This window comes from Streptomyces similanensis (genome assembly GCF_039543625.1).
GTDB lineage: Bacteria > Actinomycetota > Actinomycetes > Streptomycetales > Streptomycetaceae > Streptomyces > Streptomyces similanensis.
The window spans coordinates 248,867-267,008 of record NZ_BAABKC010000037.1; the positions used below are offsets into that span (position 1 = coordinate 248,867).

The 18,142-nt window shown below is 73.5% G+C and carries 14 protein-coding genes and 1 riboswitch; of the genes, 5 read left to right on the forward strand and 9 right to left on the reverse strand.

Translation table 11 applies throughout. The annotated features are described in order from the left end of the window. Nucleotides 1-47: 47 nt before the first annotated feature. Nucleotides 48-1,493, reverse strand: a complete 1,446-nt coding sequence (locus ABEB07_RS12500; protein ID WP_176147556.1) for a short-chain fatty acyl-CoA regulator family protein — start codon at nucleotides 1,491-1,493, stop codon at nucleotides 48-50. A 211-nt stretch (nucleotides 1,494-1,704) separates the two neighbouring features. Between ABEB07_RS12500 and ABEB07_RS12505 the strand changes: the two genes are divergently transcribed. Genes ABEB07_RS12505 through ABEB07_RS12515 form a run of 3 tightly spaced genes read left to right on the forward strand, consistent with a single transcriptional unit; the run spans nucleotide 1,705 to nucleotide 5,289 of the window. Then, the gene (locus ABEB07_RS12505; protein WP_345668387.1) at nucleotides 1,705-3,213 is read left to right on the forward strand and encodes an MmgE/PrpD family protein; all 1,509 of its coding nucleotides are present in this window, start codon (nucleotides 1,705-1,707) and stop codon (nucleotides 3,211-3,213) included. Then, complete coding sequence (prpB, locus tag ABEB07_RS12510; protein ID WP_425588991.1) at nucleotides 3,213-4,121, forward strand: methylisocitrate lyase; 909 nt, start codon at nucleotides 3,213-3,215, stop codon at nucleotides 4,119-4,121. Before ABEB07_RS12505 ends, prpB begins: the two co-directional genes overlap by 1 nt. A 31-nt stretch (nucleotides 4,122-4,152) precedes the next feature. Continuing rightward, complete coding sequence (locus ABEB07_RS12515; RefSeq protein ID WP_345668388.1) at nucleotides 4,153-5,289, forward strand: bifunctional 2-methylcitrate synthase/citrate synthase; 1,137 nt, start codon at nucleotides 4,153-4,155, stop codon at nucleotides 5,287-5,289. A gap of 91 nt (nucleotides 5,290-5,380) precedes the next feature. Here ABEB07_RS12515 and metE read toward each other — a convergent pair whose 3' ends face one another. The 4 genes from metE to aceA form a co-directional block, all read right to left on the reverse strand. Next, nucleotides 5,381-7,699 (reverse strand): 5-methyltetrahydropteroyltriglutamate--homocysteine S-methyltransferase, encoded by a 2,319-nt coding sequence (gene metE / locus ABEB07_RS12520; RefSeq protein WP_345668389.1) that lies wholly within the window; start codon nucleotides 7,697-7,699, stop codon nucleotides 5,381-5,383. A gap of 168 nt (nucleotides 7,700-7,867) precedes the next feature. Beyond that, a riboswitch (cobalamin riboswitch) is annotated at nucleotides 7,868-8,085 on the reverse strand. 239 nt (nucleotides 8,086-8,324) lie between these two features. Next, the gene (locus ABEB07_RS12525; RefSeq protein WP_345668390.1) at nucleotides 8,325-9,194 is read right to left on the reverse strand and encodes a 3-hydroxybutyryl-CoA dehydrogenase; all 870 of its coding nucleotides are present in this window, start codon (nucleotides 9,192-9,194) and stop codon (nucleotides 8,325-8,327) included. Then, entirely contained in the window at nucleotides 9,191-10,783 is a 1,593-nt protein-coding gene (aceB, locus tag ABEB07_RS12530) for a malate synthase A (RefSeq protein ID WP_345668391.1), read from the reverse strand. Before aceB ends, ABEB07_RS12525 begins: the two co-directional genes overlap by 4 nt. A gap of 169 nt (nucleotides 10,784-10,952) precedes the next feature. After that, nucleotides 10,953-12,236, reverse strand: coding sequence for an isocitrate lyase (aceA, locus tag ABEB07_RS12535; RefSeq protein ID WP_345668392.1), 1,284 nt, complete (start codon nucleotides 12,234-12,236; stop codon nucleotides 10,953-10,955). A 393-nt stretch (nucleotides 12,237-12,629) separates the two neighbouring features. Between aceA and ABEB07_RS12540 the strand changes: the two genes are divergently transcribed. Continuing rightward, complete coding sequence (locus ABEB07_RS12540; protein ID WP_345668393.1) at nucleotides 12,630-14,042, forward strand: short-chain fatty acyl-CoA regulator family protein; 1,413 nt, start codon at nucleotides 12,630-12,632, stop codon at nucleotides 14,040-14,042. Between the two features lie 75 nt (nucleotides 14,043-14,117). On the opposite strand, the gene ABEB07_RS12545 is transcribed toward ABEB07_RS12540, so the two are convergent. The 4 genes from ABEB07_RS12545 to ABEB07_RS12560 form a co-directional block, all read right to left on the reverse strand. After that, nucleotides 14,118-14,684 (reverse strand): GNAT family N-acetyltransferase, encoded by a 567-nt coding sequence (locus tag ABEB07_RS12545; RefSeq protein WP_345668394.1) that lies wholly within the window; start codon nucleotides 14,682-14,684, stop codon nucleotides 14,118-14,120. Continuing rightward, on the reverse strand, nucleotides 14,684-15,733 hold the full coding sequence (gene tsaD / locus ABEB07_RS12550; RefSeq protein WP_345668395.1) for a tRNA (adenosine(37)-N6)-threonylcarbamoyltransferase complex transferase subunit TsaD: 1,050 nt from the start codon (nucleotides 15,731-15,733) through the stop codon (nucleotides 14,684-14,686). The genes ABEB07_RS12545 and tsaD overlap by 1 nt, the downstream gene beginning before the upstream one ends. 129 nt (nucleotides 15,734-15,862) lie before the next feature. Further along, complete coding sequence (locus ABEB07_RS12555) at nucleotides 15,863-16,165, reverse strand: hypothetical protein (RefSeq protein WP_164588560.1); 303 nt, start codon at nucleotides 16,163-16,165, stop codon at nucleotides 15,863-15,865. 146 nt (nucleotides 16,166-16,311) lie between these two features. Next, entirely contained in the window at nucleotides 16,312-17,169 is an 858-nt protein-coding gene (locus ABEB07_RS12560) for an alpha/beta fold hydrolase (protein ID WP_345668396.1), read from the reverse strand. A gap of 155 nt (nucleotides 17,170-17,324) precedes the next feature. Here ABEB07_RS12560 and ABEB07_RS12565 point away from each other — a divergent pair, with 155 nt between their 5' ends. Further along, nucleotides 17,325-18,089: an AraC family transcriptional regulator gene (locus ABEB07_RS12565; RefSeq protein WP_425588992.1), complete on the forward strand. Its 765-nt coding sequence runs from the start codon at nucleotides 17,325-17,327 to the stop codon at nucleotides 18,087-18,089. Nucleotides 18,090-18,142: the final 53 nt, after the last annotated feature.

Consider the following 18,142-nt stretch of genomic DNA (forward strand, 5'->3'; position numbering starts at 1 on the left):
GCGTCGCGAGACACCGCCAGGAGCGCGCGGGGAATGACCGCGGCCCGTCACACCCCGGTGCTCTCCACCGGATACGGCACATAGGCCCGCCGGTCGGGATCGACGGCCAGCCGGCCGCCCGCCGGCGGACGGGCCCGCTGCGCGCAGTCGCGGCGCTCGCAGATCCGGCAGCCGAGCCCGATCGGCGTGGCGGCGCGGGGATCGTCGAGGGCGACGCCTTCGGCGTACACGAGCCGGTGGGCGTGGCGCAGTTCGCAGCCGAGGGCGACGGCGAACTCGGCGCGCGGGGCGTGGTGCCCGAAACCGCCGCGGGTGAGGGTGCGCGCGATCCAGAAGTACTTCTTGCCGTCGGGCATCTCGGCGACCTGGGTCAGGATCCGGCCCGGCGCGGAGAACGCCTCGTACACCGTCCACAGCGGGCAGGTGCCGCCGAGCCGGGAGAAGTGGAAGTCGGTGGCGGACTGCCGCTTGGAGATGTTCCCGGCCCGGTCGACGCGCAGGAAGGAGAACGGCACGCCCCGCCGTCCGGTGCGCTGGAGCGTGCTCAGCCGGTGGCAGACCGTCTCGAAGCCGACCCCGAAGCGCGCGGAGAGCAGCTCGATGTCGTAGCGCACCTCCTCGGCCACGGTGTGGAAGGCGGTGTACGGCATGAGGAGCGCGCCCGCGAAGTAGTTCGCCAGGCCGATCCGGGCCAGCGCCGGCGCCTGCGGCGAGGTCAGCCCGGCGGCGCCGTCCGCCAGGCGGGTGAGGAGCGGGCCGTGCTCCAGCAGGGCGAGCTGGGTGGCGAGCTGGAAGGCGCGCTGGCCGTCGCTGAGCCACGGGGAGAGGAACAGCAGCCCACTGTCGGGGGCGAAGCGCCGGGCGTCGCCCGTCCGGCCCGCGGCGGCCTGCACGACGCGGACGCGGTGGCGCTCGGCGAGCAGCGCCACCAGCGGGTCGGCCGCCTTGCCCGGCCGCAGCTCCAGCAGGCCGGCGGTCCGCTCGGCCTCGGCGTCGAGCGGCTCGAAGTGGTTGTGGTGGGCGTAGAAGAAGTCGCGCACCTCGTCGTGCGGCTCGGCGGGCGGCAGCAGGGCGCCGGCCGGCCCCGGAGTCCCGCCCAGGGCGGCGGCCTGCTCGACCGTGTCGCGGTAGCGGCGGTGCAGGGCGACCAGGGCGCGGGCCACCTCCGGGTGGTCGCGGGCGGCCTCGGCGACTTCGTCGGCCGGCGGCAGCGGCGCCCCGCACGCCTCGTCCGCGAGCGCGGCCCGCAGATCGGCGGCGAGCCGGTCCTCGTCGGCCTCCGAGAAGAACTCCGCGTCGACCCCGAAGACCTCCGCGATCCTGAGCAGCACGGACGCGGTCAGCGGACGCTGACTCTGCTCGATCTGGTTGGCGTAGCTGGTGGAGATGCCGAGCGCCCGCGCCATGTCGACCTGGTTCATCCCGTGCTCGCGGCGCAGCCGCCGCAGCTTCGCGTGGGCGTAGACCTTGCGGCCGGCCGATCCTCGGGCCATGGCGCACATCCTTGTCGCATGCCGGCACGTGACGACGTCCCGGTACGGGCTCCTTGCGAAGATAGCATCCGCTCCCTTCGCAGAATTCGCCGATCCGCAGCCGCGGGATGGAGCGATTTCGCAGGTTGGAGAGGTGGTCGGGCGGCCGCGCGACGGGCACTGTCGATCAGGTCAGCACTGACGAGGATCGTCCGCACCCGCGAGGAGTCCCGTGATCGAGCACCACGTCCGTGTCCATCCCAGCGCCGACCGGCTTCCGCGCGAGGAGCAGCTCGCCTGGAAGCTGGCCGCAGTGGCCACCGGCACCGGGGAACCGGACGCCGACAGCGCCGCCATGGCCGTCAACCGAGTGATCGACAACGCCTCGGTCGCCGTCGCCTCCCTGCTGCGCCGGCCGGTCGCCGTCGCCCGCGCCCAGGCCACCGCCCACCGCGCCGCCGCCCCCGGCGCCTCGGTGTTCGGCAGCCGCACACGTGTCTCCCCGGAGTGGGCCGCCTGGGCCAACGGCACCGCGGTGCGCGAGCTGGACTTCCACGACACGTATCTCGCCGCCGACTACTCCCACCCCGGCGACAACATCCCGCCGCTGCTCGCCGTCGCCCAGCACACCGGCCGCACCGGCGCCGACCTGCTGCGCGCGACCGTCGCCGCGTACGAGATCCACGTCGCCCTGGTCAAGGGCATCTGTCTGCACGAGCACCGCGTCGACCACGTCGCCCACCTCGGCGCGGCCACCGCGGGCGGCCTGGGCGCCCTGCTGCGGCTGCCGACCGAGACGGTGTACCAGGCGGTGCAGCAGGCCGTGCACACCACCACCGCGACCCGGCAGTCCCGCAAGGGCGAGATCTCCAGCTGGAAGGCGTACGCCCCCGCCTTCGCCGGCAAGGCCGCCATCGAGGCCGTCGACCGGGCGATGCGCGGCGAGACCTCCCCGTCCCCGCTCTACGAGGGCGAGGACGGCTTCCTCGCCTGGATGCTCGACGGCCCGGAGTCCCACTACACGGTCCGGCTGCCCGAACCCGGCGAGCCGCGCCGCGCGATCCTCGACACCTACACCAAGGAGCACTCCGCCGAGTACCAGGCACAGGCCGTCATCGACCTGGCCCGGCGGCTGCGCGAGCGGACCGGCCCACTGGACGAGGTGCGCTCGATCGTCCTGCACACCAGCCACCACACCCACCACGTCATCGGCTCCGGCGCCAACGACCCGCAGAAGTACGACCCGGCGGCCAGCCGCGAGACGCTCGACCACTCGCTGCCGTACATCTTCGCCGTCGCCCTGGAGGACGGCGCCTGGCACCACGAGCGCTCCTACGCCCCCGAGCGCGCCGCCCGCCCGCGGACCGTCGCACTGTGGCAGAAGATCACCACCGTCGAGGACCCGTCCTGGACGCGCCGCTACCACGACCCCGACCCGGACCACCGCGCCTTCGGCGGCCGCGCGGTGATCACCCTGGCCGACGGCTCGGTGATCGAGGACGAACTCGCCGTCGCCGACGCCCACCCGGCCGGCTCCCGCCCCTTCGACCGCCCCGCCTACGCCGGCAAGTTCCGCGCGCTCGCCGAGGGCGTCGTCGCCCCGGCCGCGCAGGACGCCTTCCTGGACGCCGCCGCACACCTCGCACACCTGTCCGCGGACGATCTGGGCGGCCTGTTCCCGGCCGTCGACACGGACGCCGTCGCCGCGTACGACGCCCAGCTCCCGAAGGGCCTGTTCTGATGGTGCCGCACACCCGGACCACACCCGCCGAGCGCCGCCGGGCCCTGCGCGAGCGACTCGCCTCGGGACGGCTGCTGCGCATGCCCGGCGCGCTCAACCCGCTGTCCGCCCGCCTGATCCAGGACACCGGCTTCGAGGCCGCCTACCTGTCCGGCGCCGTCCTCGCCGCCGACCTGGGCCTGCCCGACATCGGCCTGACCACGGCCACCGAGATCGCGGCCCGCGCCCAGCAGACCACCCGCGTCACCGACCTGCCCGTCCTGATCGACGCCGACACGGGTTTCGGCGAGCCGATGAACGTCGCCCGCACCGTGCAGCTGATGGAGGACGCCGGCTTGGCCGGACTGCACCTGGAGGACCAGGTCAACCCCAAGCGCTGCGGCCACCTCGACGGCAAGACCGTCACCCCCCGCGCGGAGATGGTCCGCCGCCTCCGGGCCGCCGTCGACGCCCGCCGCGACCCCGGCTTCCTGCTCATGGCCCGCACCGACGCCCGCTCCGTCGAGGGACTGGACGCGGCGATCGACCGGGCGAAGGCATACGTCGACGCCGGCGCCGACGCCGTCTTCCCCGAGGCCCTCACCGACCTCCGCGAGTACGAGGCGTTCCGCGCGGCGATCGACGTGCCGCTGCTCGCCAACCTCACCGAGTTCGGCAAGACCCCCCTCCTCGACACAGCCACCCTGGAGAACCTCGGCTTCGACATCGCCCTCTACCCGGTGACACTGCTGCGCCTCGCCATGGGCGCCATCGAGGACGGGCTGCGCACCATCGCCGCCGAGGGCACCCAGGAATCCCTGCTGCCGCGCATGCAGACCCGCTCCCGGCTGTACGAACTCCTCGGCTACCAGGAGTACTCGGCCTTCGACTCGGCCGTCTTCGACTTCACCCTCCCGCCCGGAAACTGACCGGCACCTGACCCACGAAGGCAGGCACCCCATGACCACCACCGCGCCCGGCGTCCACCGCGGACTCGCCGGAGTCGTCGTCGACACCACCGGGATCTCCACCGTCATCCAGGAGACCAACTCCCTCACCTACCGCGGCTATCCGGTGCAGGACCTGGCCGCCCGGCGCTCCTTCGAGGAGGTCGCCCACCTGCTGTGGCACGGCGAACTCCCCGACGAGGGACAGCTGCGCGACTTCCGGGCCCGCGAGCGCGCGCTGCGCCCGCTGGACCGCACCACGCTGGAACTGCTGACCCGGCTGCCCGACACCTGCCACCCGATGGACGTGCTGCGCACGGCCGTCAGCTTCTTCGGCGCCGAGGACCCGGCCGAGGACGACGGGTCGCCCGCCGCCAACCGCGCCAAGTCCCTCACCCTGCTGGCCAGACTGCCCACCGTCGTGGCCGCGGACCAGCGCCGCCGCCACGGCCTGGCCCCGATCCCGCCGGATCCGTCCCTCGGGTACGCGGAGAACTTCTTCCACATGTGCTTCGGCGGCGTCCCCGCCCCGGAGGTGGTCCGCTGCTTCGAGATCTCCCTCGTGCTCTACGCCGAACACAGCTTCAACGCCTCGACGTTCACCGCCCGGGTGGTCACCTCCACCCTCTCCGACCTCCACAGCGCGGTCACCGCGGCGATCGGCGCCCTCAAGGGCCCCCTGCACGGCGGCGCCAACGAGGCCGTGATGCGCATGCTGCTGGAGATCGGCGACCCGCGGCGGGCCGAGGAGTGGCTGGAGGAGGCACTGGCCGCCCAGCGGAAGATCATGGGCTTCGGCCACCGCGTCTACAAACACGGCGACTCCCGCGTCCCGATCATGCAGGAGGCGCTGGACCGCCTGGTCGCCCGCGCCGCCGACCCCGAGGCGACCCGCCTGGCCACCCTGCACGCGGCCCTGCGGGACGCCATGGCCGGCCGCAAGGGCATCCACCCCAACCTGGACTACCCGGCCGGCCTCGCCTACCACCTGATGGGCTTCGACACCCCGGTCTTCACCCCGCTCTTCGTGATGAGCCGCGTCACCGGCTGGACCGCGCACATCACCGAACAGCTCGCCCACAACGCCCTGATCCGCCCGCTGGCCTCCTACGACGGCCCGGACCAGCGGGCGGTCCCCGACGCCGCCTGACGGCGCCACTCGACGCGGTGCGCCGAACGAGGACGGGGCCGGGGCCGGGGCCGGGACGCTCATGGCGTCCCGGCCCCGCCGGGTTCCCCGGTCAGGAGGCGGGCAGTTCACCGCGCACGGTGCGGGCGGCGGCGACCAGGTTCTCCAGGGAGGCGCGGGTCTCCGGCCAGGCGCGGGTCTTCAGACCGCAGTCGGGATTGACCCACAGCCGCTCGGCGGGAATGGCCCTGAGGCCGGTCCGCAGGAGGTCAGCGGCCTCGTCGGCGCTCGGGACGCGCGGGGAGTGGATGTCGTAGACACCCGGCCCGGCCTCGCGCGGATAGCCGTGGGCCGCCAGTTCCCGGGCGACCTGCATGTGGGAGCGGGCCGCCTCCAGGCTGATGACGTCGGCGTCGAGGTCGTCGATGGCCTGGACGATGTCGCCGAACTCGGCGTAGCACATGTGGGTGTGGATCTGGGTGTCCGGGCGCACGCCGGCGGTGGTGAGCCGGAACGCCTCGGTCGCCCACGCCAGGTACGCCGCACGGTCCGCGGCCCGCAGCGGCAGCGTCTCGCGCAGCGCGGGCTCGTCCACCTGGATGACCGAGGTCCCGGCCGCCTCCAGGTCCCCGACCTCGTCGCGCAGGGCGAGGGCGACCTGCCGCGCGGTGTCGCCGAGAGGCTGGTCGTCGCGGACGAAGGACCAGGCGAGCATGGTGACCGGCCCGGTGAGCATGCCCTTGACGGGGCGGTCGCTCAGCGACTGGGCGTAGGACGTCCAGCGCACGGTCATGGACTCGGGGCGGGAGATGTCGCCGGCCAGGATCGGCGGACGCACGTACCGGGTGCCGTAGGACTGCACCCAGCCGTGCTGGGTGGCGAGGTAGCCGGTCAGCTGCTCGGCGAAGTACTGGACCATGTCGTTGCGTTCGGGCTCGCCGTGCACCAGGACGTCGATGCCGGTCTTCTCCTGGAAGGAGACGACCTCCTGGATCTCCGCCTTGATGCGCTCCTCGTACCCGGCGGTGTCGAGGCGTCCGGCGCGCAGATCGGCGCGGGCGGTGCGCAGTTCGGCGGTCTGCGGGAACGAGCCGATCGTCGTCGTGGGCAGCAGCGGCAGCCCGAGGTGGGCGCGCTGCGCCGCGGCCCGCTCGGCGTACGGCTGGGAGCGGCGCGCGTCGGCGTCCGTCACGGCCGCGGAGCGGGCCCGCACGGCGGGGTCGCGCGTGATCGGCGAGCCCGCGCGGGAGGCCAGGTCGGCGCGGTTGGCGGCCAGTTCGCCGCTGATGCTGTCGGTGCCCTGGGCGAGGCCCTTGGCGAGGGTGACGATCTCGGCGGTCTTCTGCCGGGCGAAGGCGAGCCAGCGGCGGATCTGCGGTTCGATGTCCCGCTCGGCGGCGGCGTCCAGCGGCACGTGCAGCAGCGAGCAGGAGGCGGCGACGTCGACCCGGTCGGCCAGGCCCAGCAGGGTGCCGAGCGTGGACAGCGACTTCTGGAGGTCGTTGATCCAGATGTTGCGGCCGTTGACGACACCGGCCACCAGGCGCTTGCCGGGCAGCCCGCCGACGGCGGCCAGGGCGTCCAGGTTGGCGGCGGCGGCCTCGGTGAAGTCCAGCGCGAGACCCTCGACCGGCGCCTTGGCCAGCAGGGGCAGGGCGTCGCCGAGGCGGTCGAAGTAGGACGCCACCAGCAGCTTGGGCCGGTCGGTGAGGGCGCCGAGGTCGCGGTAGGCGCGCTCGGCGGCGTTCAGCTCGGCCGGGGTGCGGTCCTGGACCAGCGCGGGCTCGTCCAGCTGCACCCACTCGGCGCCGGCCGCGCGCAGGTCGGCGATCACCTCGGCGTAGACGGGCAGCAGCCGGTCCAGCAGGGTGAGCGGCTCGAAGTCGGCGGGCACGCCGGGCGCGGGCTTGGCGAGCAGCAGGTACGTGACGGGGCCGACCAGCACGGGCCGGGCCGTCAGGCCCTGGGCGAGGGCCTCCTTCAGCTCGGCGACCTGCTTCGCGGAGTCGGCCGCGAAGACGGTGTCCGGGCCGAGTTCGGGCACCAGGTAGTGGTAGTTGGTGTCGAACCACTTGGTCATCTCCAGCGGAGCGACCTCCTGGGTGCCGCGGGCCATGGCGAAGTAGCCGTCCAAGGCGTCCGCGTCGACGGCGGCGCGGTGCCGCTCGGGGATCGCGCCCACCATGACGGTGGCGTCGAGGACGTGGTCGTAGTACGAGAAGTCACCGGTGGGCACCTCGTGGACGCCGGCCTCGGCGAGCCGGCGCCAGTTGCGGCGCCGGAGTCCGGCGGCGGTGTCCTGGAGGGCGTCAGCGGTGACGCGGCCCTTCCAGTAGCCCTCGACGGCCTTCTTCAGTTCCCGGTTCTGGCCCTGGCGGGGGTAGCCGTACACGGTGGCCCGTGCTGCCGCGGCTGCGGACTTCGTGGTCACGGAGATCTCCTTCACGAGATGAATCCCTGAGACCCGGCGACAGGACGAGAGCGCGAAGGGGTGACGAACCGGACGGCGGCGACCCCGCGCGGCACAAGCACGGCCGTTCCGTCCGGTGTGTACGCCGACCCGCCCACGAGGTCACCGGGATGTCCGCGCACGGAACGGTCCGCACGCGGGCAGTTGGCAGGTCTTCGGACTCGCGGGCACGCCCTCCTCGCCGGAGGACACCTACTGGCCGTCGCTTCCCAGGCCCGCTCGGACCCAGTGCGTATGACGGCGGTCGTTCCCGCTCACCGCTGCGGGGCAGTCCCGGATTCCCACCGGGTTCCCTCTTGCGACACCCCGCCTGGCGGACGGGGCGAACCAGCTGCTGCCGTCAGCCTACGGGGTGTCGCCGAGAAAGGAAGAACGCCGTCCAGAATCCGGAAGACGGTGCGGAGCACGGCGAACGAGGTACGCGGAGCACGGCGAACGAGACACGGGGCAGGGGCGGCAAGCGCCGCACCAGCGCTTCCCGCCCCCGCCCCACGGACCGCGGGGACCCTCACCCCCGCGGCGGTGCGGGCCCCTCAGCCCGCGCCGTACCAGGCCCTCAGCCCCTGGTCGCAGTCGTACCAGGCCCTCAGCCCCGGTCGTAGGTGTGGAACCCCCGGCCGGTCTTGCGGCCCAGCAGCCCCGCCTCCACCATCCGCTGGAGCAGCGGCGGCGGCGCGTACAGGGGTTCACGGAACTCGTCGTAGAGCGACTCGGCGATCGAGGCGACGGTGTCCAGGCCGATCAGGTCGGCGAGCTTGAGCGGACCCATGGGGTGGGCGCACCCCAGCTCCATGCCCGCGTCGATGTCGGCGGCCGTGGCGAACCCGGACTCCGCCATCCGGACCGCGGCGAGCAGATAGGGGACGAGCAGCGCGTTGACGACGAAGCCGGCCCGGTCCTGGGAGCGGACGACCGTCTTGCCGAGCGTGCGGGCCGCGAAGTCCTCGATGCGGGCCGTCGTCGCGGCCGAGGTGTGCAGCGAGGTCACCACCTCGACCAGCGGCAGCACCGGGACGGGGTTGAAGAAGTGCAGGCCCACCACCCGGTCCGCGCGGCCGGTCGCCATCCCGAGCCGCATCACCGGCAGGGAGGAGGTGTTGGTGGCCAGGACGGCCGCCGGGTCCTCGACGATCTTGTCGAGGGCGGCGAAGACCTCGGTCTTGGCGTCCGGGTTCTCGACGACGGCCTCGATGACGAGCTGCCGGTCGGCGAGGTCGTCCAGGCTGCCGGTGAACACCGTCCGGGCGAGCGCCTCCCGGGCCGCCGCCCGCTCCAGCTTCCCGCGCCGTACCGCCCGGTCGAGTGAGGCGGCCACCCGGTCCCGCGCCGTGCGGGCGGCGACCGCGTCCACCTCGCAGACCACGGTGTCGAGCCCGGCCCGCGCGCACACCTCGGCGATGCCGGCGCCCATCTGCCCGCCGCCGACGACGCCGACGCGTGCGACGCCCGCGCTCACGCCGGCACCGCCGTCCGGCGCACCAGGTGGCGGCTGTAGGCGTCCGGGGTGAAGAACAGCGGCAACTCGCCCGCCATCGCCGTGCGTTCGAACAGGGCGCGGATCTCGTCCACCGGCGCCCACGGGTACTCCGCGCCCAGCGCGGCGATCTCGTCGTCCAGCAGCCGCAGCACCGTCTCGCGTGCGATCACCCGGTGCCGCAGCCACTGCCAGATCTGCACCCGGGCGATCTCGGCGGTGGCCGCGTCCTCCATCAGGCCGTCGATGGCGACCGCGCCCTGTCCGCGCAGCCAGGCGGCGAAGTAGCGCACCGCCACGAAGACGTTGGTGCGCACTCCCTCCGGGGTCGGCGGGCCGCTGATCCGGCGCACCGACAGCAGCTCGGCGGCGCTCACCGCCACGTCGTCGCGGGTGCGGTCGAGCTGGTGCGGCCGGTCGCCGAGGACGTCGTCGAACGCCTGGCGGCACACCGGGACCAGACCCGGATGGGCCACCCAGGAGCCGTCGAAGCCGTCCTCGGCCTCCCGCTCCTTGTCCAGGCGCACCGTGGCGAGCGCGGCCTCGTGCGCGGCCGGGTCGCCGCCCGGCACCTGCGCGGCCATGCCGCCGATGGCGTGCGCGCCGCGCCGGTGGCAGGTGCGTACGAGGAGTTCGGTGTACGCCCGCAGGAACGGCGCGGTCATGGTCACCCGCGCGCGGTCCGGCAGGAGGAAGTCGGTGCGGTGGCCGAAGGTCTTGATCAGGCTGAACAGGTAGTCCCAGCGGCCCGCGTTCAACCCCGCGCTGTGCTCGCGCAGTTCGTGGAGGATCTCCTCCATCTCGAAGGCGGCGGTGATCGTCTCGATCAGGACGGTGGCGCGGATCGTGCCCCGCGGGATGCCCAGCAGTTCCTGCGCGAGCAGGAACACGTCGTTCCACAGCCGGGCCTCGTAGCGGTTCTCCAGCTTGGGGAGGCAGAAGTACGGGCCGTGTCCGGCGTCGATCTGGCGCCGGGCGCAGTGGAAGAAGTACAGGCCGAAGTCGACCAGCGCGGCCGGCGCCGGGCGGCCGTCGTACTCCAGGTGCTCCTCGTCCAGGTGCCAGCCGCGGGGGCGGACCATGATGGTGGCGAGCCGCTCGCCGAGCCGGTACTCCTTGCCCTCGGGCGTGGTGAAGTCGATGCGCCGCTCGATGGCGTCGAGCAGGTTGAGCTGACCGCCGACGACGTTGTCCCACAGCGGGGCGGTGGCGTCCTCGAAGTCCGCCATCCACACCCGCGCGCCGGAGTTCAGGGCGTTGACGGTCATCCGCCGGTCGGGCGGGCCGGTGATCTCCACCCGGCGGTCGGTCAGCCCGGGGGCCGGCGGCGCCACCCGCCAGGCGGGGTCGTCGCGCACGGCGGAGGTGACCATGGGGAAGTCGAGCGGCGAGCCCGACGCCAGCCGCAGCGCCTGCCGGCGGCGCTCCTTCAGCAGATCCCGTCGACGCGGCGCGAACGCCTCGACGAGCCGGCCGACGAAGTCCAGGGCGGCGGGGGTGAGGATCTCGTCGTGCCGGTGACCGGGCGCGGCGAGGACACGGACGGGGTGGGTGGGTGCGGTGGTGGGCATCGGGCTCTCCTGATGAGGGATGGGAGGAGCGGAGGGGGACGGAGACGGAGCGTCCCCCTCCGCCTGGCCGGGGGCCGCCCGGCCGGGGGCCGCCCGGCCGGGGGCCGCCGGGCCGGTGGCCGGTTCCGGACGTCGCCGTGTGCGGCCCTGCGGCCCGGCCGGTCGCGGCCTAGTGGAACTGCTCTTCCTCCGTGGAGCCGGACAGCGCGGTGGTGGAGGAGGCGGGGTTGACGGCGGTGGAGACCAGGTCGAAGTAGCCGGTGCCGACCTCGCGCTGGTGCCTGACCGCGGTGAAGCCCTGCGCCTGAGCGGCGAACTCGCGCTCCTGGAGGTCCACATAGGCGGTCATGCCGTGCTCGGCGTAGCCGCGGGCCAGGTCGAACATGCCGTGGTTGAGGGAGTGAAAACCGGCCAGCGTGATGAACTGGAACCGGTAGCCCATCGCGCCCAACTCCCGCTGGAACTTGGCGATCTGGTCGTCGTCCAGCGCCGCCTTCCAGTTGAAGGACGGCGAGCAGTTGTAGGCCAGCATCCGGTCCGGGTAGCGGGCGTGGATCGCCTCGGCGAACTCCCGCGCCTGCGCCAGGTCCGGCGTGCCGGTCTCCACCCAGATCAGATCGGCGTACGGGGCGTAGGCGAGACCGCGGGCGATGACGGGGTCCATGCCGCCCCGTACCCGGTAGAAGCCCTCCGCCGTGCGCTCGCCGGTGACGAACTCGGCGTCGCGCTCGTCCACGTCGGACGTCAGCAGATTCGCGGCCAGGGCGTCCGTGCGGGCGATGATCACGGTCGGCGTGCCGGCGATGTCGGCGGCGAGGCGGGCCGCGTTCAATGTGCGGATGTGCTGCGAGGTGGGCACCAGCACCTTGCCGCCGAGGTGGCCGCACTTCTTCTCCGAGGCGAGCTGGTCCTCGTAGTGGATGCCGGCCGCACCGGCCGCGATCATCGCCTTGGTCAGCTCGAACGCGTTCAGCGGACCGCCGAAGCCGGCCTCCGCGTCGGCGACGATCGGCGCCAGCCAGTCCGTGCTGTCGCCGGCGTCCTCGGCGGTGGCGATCTGGTCGGCGCGCAGCAGCGCGTTGTTGATCCGACGTACCACCTGCGGAACGGAGTTGGCCGGGTACAGGCTCTGGTCGGGGTAGGTGTGGCCGGCCTGGTTGGCGTCGGCGGCGACCTGCCAGCCGGACAGATAGATGGCCTGGAGCCCCGCCTTGACCTGCTGCACGGCCTGGCCGCCGGTGAGCGCGCCGAGCGCGTGGACGTAGTCGAGCTCGTGCAGCTGCCGCCACAGCCGCTCGGCGCCGCGCCGGGCGAGGGTGTGCTCCTCGCGGACGCTGCCGGACAGCCGGACGACGTCCTCGGCGGTGTAGGTGCGCTCGATGCCCTGCCAGCGCGGGTCGGCGGCCCAGTGCCGTGCCAGTTCCTCGGCTGCCTGGGTCCTCGCTTCTGCCATGACGGTCACCGTCTCCTCGGTCTGTGCCGGCTGCCAACCCCGCCGTCCGGACGCATCCGGAGGGAACAGAGATGGCACTGCGTGTCGTATCGCTGAAACGCGGCCCGCCGACACCGGGAGGTGGAGCTGAGCAATGCCGCCGGTGCAGATCGCCGCCCACTGCCGGGGTCTCCGACGCCAGGGCAGAAATCGTGCCCCTGCTTGGGCTTTGACCGCCGTGTCCGGCGGGCCGCACTACGACTCTGGCACTGGCACTGAGTGCCATCAACCGGGGACGGATGCCAATCTCTGCGCATCTTCCGGCCGGTTTTTGCCAACCTTGCGAAGGCCCCGCCGTGGCCTCATGTCCCGTAGGCTGCGCCGAGTCGGACCCCGGCGGGGAGGAGCGGTGCGGTGAGCAAGACGTACGCGGGCGCGCGGCTGCGGAGGCTGCGCGAGGAGCGCCGGATGAGCCAGGCGGATCTCGCCCGGGTCCTGGGCATCTCCCCGAGCTACCTGAACCAGATGGAGCACGACTCCCGCCCGCTCACCGTGCCCGTGCTGCTGCGGCTGACCGAGTCGTTCGGTGTGGACCCCGGCTTCTTCTCCGAGCGCGACACCACACGCCTGCTGGCCGACCTCCGTGAGGCGCTCGCCGGCGAGATCGCCGAGTCCCGGGTCTCCGCCGCCGACCTCGGCGACCTGGCCGCCCGGCTGCCGGGCGTCGCCAAGGTCCTCGTCGACCTGGGCCGCCGCAATCAGCAGCTGTCCGAGCGTCTGGCCGGGGCGGCCGACGGCAGGGACCGCGACCGGGCCGCCGTGTCCTCGCCCCACGAGGAGATCCGCGACTTCTTCTACCGCCGCCAGAACTACCTGCACGACACCGACCTCGCGGCCGAGCGCCTGGCCGGTGAGATCGGCATCCGGCCGGGGGAGGTGATCAGCGCCCTGGCCACGCGACTCGCCAAGGCACACGGCGCCCGCCTGGGCGCCGAGCCCGGAACACGGCTGCACCGCTATGACGGCAGGAGCCGCACCCTGCACCTGTCCGCCCGGCTGCGGCCGGGGCAGCGCGCGTTCCGCATGGCGACGCAGCTGGCTCTGCTGGAACACGGCGAGCAACTCGACCGGCTGGCCACCGAGGACTTCTCCTGCGGATCGCCCACCCACGCGCTGGCCCGCATCGGAATCGCCAACTACTTCGCCGCCGCCCTGATCCTGCCCTACACCGCCTTCCACACGGCGGCCGAGGAGGCCCGCTACGACATCGAGCGCCTCACCGACCGCTTCGGCATCGGCTACGAGACCGTCTGCCATCGGCTGAGCACCCTGCAACGGCCGCGGCTGCGCGGCGTCCCGTTCTCCTTCGTACGCGTCGACCGGGCCGGCAACCTGTCCAAACGCCAGTCGGCGACCGGCTTCCACTTCTCCCGGGCCGGCGGCACGTGCCCGCTGTGGAACGTCTACGAGGCGTTCAGCTCACCCGGCCGCATCCACGTCCAGATCGCCGAGATGCCCGACGGGCAGCGCTACTTGTGGACCGCGCGAGCCGTCACCCGGCACCGCGGCGGCTGGGGCGAACCCGGCAAGACCTACGCCATCGGCCTCGGCTGCGAGATCCGGCACGCCCACCGCCTCGTCTACGCCGACGGCCTCGACCTCGCCAACGCCTGTGCCGCGACCCCCATCGGCATGGGCTGCCGCGTCTGCGAACGCCTCGACTGCTCCCAACGGGCCGCGCCGCCACTGGGCCGCCCCCTGCTCATCGACCAGCACAGCAGCACCTTCGTGCCCTACCCGGTCGAGCCCGACGAGCCGGCCCGCTGACCACCTCAGCGGTCTTCCCGGGACGCACCGCTCCGGTCGGTGCTCGCGACGGCGCGCACCGCGGGACCCGGGGGGCTACAGGGACCGGGCGGCCAGGGTGCGGGCGGGATGGCGCGGGCCGAGGAAGACCGCGGCGCCGTGGCCGTCGGGGGAGGGATGGGTGGCCTGCGTCCAGCCCCGGTGGCGGTAGAAGGACACGGTCCTGACGGACCGAAGGGAGGTGAGCAGCCAGGCGCGGCCGTCGGACACACCGGCGGTCACCGCCTCCAGCAGGCTGCCGCCGACGCCCGCGCCCCGCACCGCGGGCCGGACCGCGATCTCGTCGATCTCGCGGCCGCCGCACAGCCACTCCTCGGTACGGCTCCGGCCGAGGGCCACCGCAGCCTCCGGATGGCAGCCGTCCGCCGGAAAGGGCGTGGGCGTGGTCCAGGCGGTGGCGAAGCCGACGACGGACGGGCCGTCGAAGGCGAGCGCGGCGGTGAACCCCGGCCGCCGCACGTCCGAAGCCAGCCGAGCGGCGAAGGCGTCCGCCCGCGCCCCGTCCTCGTTCCACGGGGGCGGGCGGAACGCGTCGGCGTAGACGGAGCGCAGGGCCGCGCCGTACGGCAGGAGCGCGTCGGCCGGGACGGCCCGGATGTCCATCAGGCCGCCGCCCGGGCAGCGGCGACCGGGTGCAGGGCCGCGTACTCCAGCGGGGCGGAGGGGTCGATCGACACGTCCAGCGGCGCCGGTTCGGCCCCGGCCCGCACGAGGAGGTCGCCGACGGCGGCGATCATGGCGCCGTTGTCCGTGCACAGCTTCAGCGGCGGCACCCGCAGCTCGATGCCGGCGGCCCGGCAGCGCTCCTCGGCCAGCGACCGCACCCGCGAGTTCGCGGCCACTCCGCCGACCACGACCAGCGTCCCCACCCCGTGTTCCGCGCAGGCGGCGACCGCCTTGCGGGTCAGCACGTCGGCGACCGCCTCCTGGAGCGAGGCGGCCCCGTCGGCCACCGGCAGTGCGCGGCCCGCGTGTCCCTCGGCCCAGCGGGCGGCGGCCGTCTTCAGCCCCGAGAAGGAGAAGTCGTGGGAACGGGGCAGCGGCCGGGGGAGAGCGACGGCGCGGGCATCGCCGTCGCGTGCCACCCGGTCGATGGCCGGTCCGCCCGGGTAGGGCAGTCCGAAGACCCGCGCGACCTTGTCGAAGCACTCGCCGGCCGCGTCGTCCAGGGTGTCACCCAGATGAACGATCGGATCGCGGGCCAGATCGCGCACGAGGAGGAGGGAGGTGTGGCCGCCGGAGACGATCAGCACCATGCAGGGGTCGGGCAGCGGACCGTGCTCCAGGGTGTCCGCGGCCACGTGCCCGGCGAGGTGGTGCACGCCGTACAACGGCACGCCGAGCGCGTACGCGATCCCCTTGGCCCCCGCCAGCCCCACCTGGAGCGCCCCGGACAGGCCCGGCCCGGTGGTCACCGCGACCGCGCCGACGTCGGCGAGCCGCAGCCCCGCCTCGTCCAGCGCCCGCCGGACCACCGGCCGCAGGCTGTGCAGATGGGAGCGGGAGGCGATCTCCGGCACCACCCCGCCGTAGCGGGCGTGCTCGTCCATGCTCGACGCCACGGCGTGAGCGAGCAGTCGCCCGTCGCGGACGAGCCCCGCGCCGGTCTCGTCGCACGACGACTCGATCCCGAGCACGATCGGAGAACTCATGCCCAACCCTTCCTGCGAACCCATAGTTATTGCGACCAGTGTGCAATAACTCCGCGCAGGAAGTGAACCCGGGCTCGGGCGGTGCCGGCTGTCGCCCGGCAGAGGGCCTTTGGCGGGAGGCCGCCTGGTTCAGTGATCGTCCCAGTGCCCGTCGTGAGCGGCGTGCCGGTGGCCGTCATGCACGAAGTCGGTGTGGTCGCCGTGCGGCACGGCGGTGTGCCCGCACCCCTCTCCGTGCTGGTGCTCGTGCCCCTCGTGGACGGTGTGGCTCTGGCTGACGCACTCGTCCACGTGATCCCCGTGGCTCCGGTGCAGGTGCCCGTCGTGGGCGTAGTCGGTGTGATCGCCGTGCGGCACGGCGACATGGCCACACCCCTCGCCGTGTGCGTGCGGATGGGTCTCGTGGACGCGGTGTTCGGCAGCTGTGTTCATGGGGCTCACCTTCCGAGCGTCGAGGCGGCGTTTTCGCTTCACGTCTTCCTTCTCAAGAAAACATATAGCGATTTATGTACGTATCACTGGAGACGCCGCGTTCGGCACTTCTGCGATGCGGCCCCTGTGACCGCCGCCGTGTCGTCTCAGTCCGCCGGTACGGCGTGGACCGCGGCGAAGGCCAGCAGGGGAGTCGCGGTGCGCGCGGGGTCCTCGAGGATGGGGGAGTGCCCCAGACCGGGCAGCAACTCGACGCGCGCGCCCGGAACGACGCGGTAGTCGGCGGCGGACGAGGACCGCCACCTGCGGTCGTCCGCACCGAAGATCACCAGGAGCGGTGTGCCCAGGGCCGCCAGCCGGTCCGGGAGCGCCCGCTGCTCCAGGTGGGCGCGGGTGGCCTGCATCGTCGCGGTGAGCGAGTGGGGGGTCATGCGGCGCACGTCGTCCAGGAGATCCGGTGGGATCCGGTAGCCCGCGCGGCTGAAACCGGTGCTTGCGAACCCGAGGAGCTGCTCGTCGGTCGGAGGCCACTGCGAGAAGCCGCTCGACGAGGACGGCGAGGGGATGAAGGCGTCCAGGCTCGGGCCGGTGTTGACGAGGACGAGCGCGGTCACCAGGTCGGGTCGCTGTTCGGCGAGGGCGACGGAGACCACGCCGCCGCTGGAGTGCCCGACGACCACGGCGTGCTCGACGCGGAGCCGGTCCAGTGCCACGCCGACCCGGTGCGCCTGGTCCGGGAGCGCGTAGCTGCGGTCGTCCGGCTTGGCCGACCGGCCGTGTCCCAGCAGGTCGATCCGGATGACGCGGTGCGAGCTGGTCAGCAGGGGGACCAGCGCGTCCCACGAGCGGGTCGAGGACGCCGTCCCGTGGATGAGGAGAAGGGCGGGGGCGTCGCGGGGGCCGTCCAGGCACACGTGGAGGTCGCCGTCGTCCAGCGACAGGATCGAATGCTCGGTGGCCGCGGCGCCGCCGTTCCCGTGCGGTGCGCTGTGAGAATCAGTCATGAGGCCACTGTCGCCGCCGGCACCCGCGGACGGATTGGACGAATGTTCCCCTGCGGCGGCTCGCCTAGCATGGAACGGTGACCACTTTCACGCACGGTGCGGTTGTGTGGGACGTCGCAAGTCCGCGGCGCGCCAGCAGAGTTGACGGTGTGACCATGGCCGGGTTCCGGGTCCGCGACCTGGACGCGCTGCGGATGGTCCCGCATCCGGCCGTGACGCTGCTCCTGGAGTTCGGCGCCGGCTCGCCCGTCGTGGACTGCGGCGCCGGGCGGCAGCAGCGGGGAAGCATCGTCGCCGGGCCCGGGATCGGGACGGGCGGCGGGGTGCGGGCCCGGGGCGAGAACGTCGAGTGCGTACAGGTGCGCCTGTCCCCGGTGATCGCACGAGCGGTGCTGGCCGCCTCCCCCGCCGACCTCGACGGCGCCGTCGTGTCCCTGGAGGACCTGTGGGGCCGGGACGCCTCCCGGATCCGCGACCGACTGGGCGACGTCTCCTCGTGGCGGGACCGCTTCACGTTGACGGACGCGCTGCTCGCCCGCCGGCACGAGGCGGGGCCGCCTCCGGTGGACGCCGAAGTGGCCTGGGCCTGGCGCCGGATCACCGGCAGCCGTGGCCGGGTGCGGATCGACGAACTCGCGGCCGAGGTCGGATGGAGCCGCAAGCGCCTGTGGTCCCGGTTCCGGTCACAACTCGGCCTGCCGCCCAAACACGCCGCGAAACTGGTCCGCTTCGACCACGCCGTCCACTGCCTGGCCGCGGGCCGCGGCGCGGCCCGGGTCGCGGCCGACGCCGGTTACGCGGACCAGTCCCACCTGCATCGAGACGTCATGGCCTTCACCGGGACCACTCCCGCGACCGTCGCCGACGAGCCGTTCCTCGCCGTCGACCCCCTCGCCTGGCCCAGCCGCGGAAAACCCTGACGCCGAGCGCCCCCCAGGCCGGACGGAACGGCGCTGGTTTCGCCGGTGCGCGA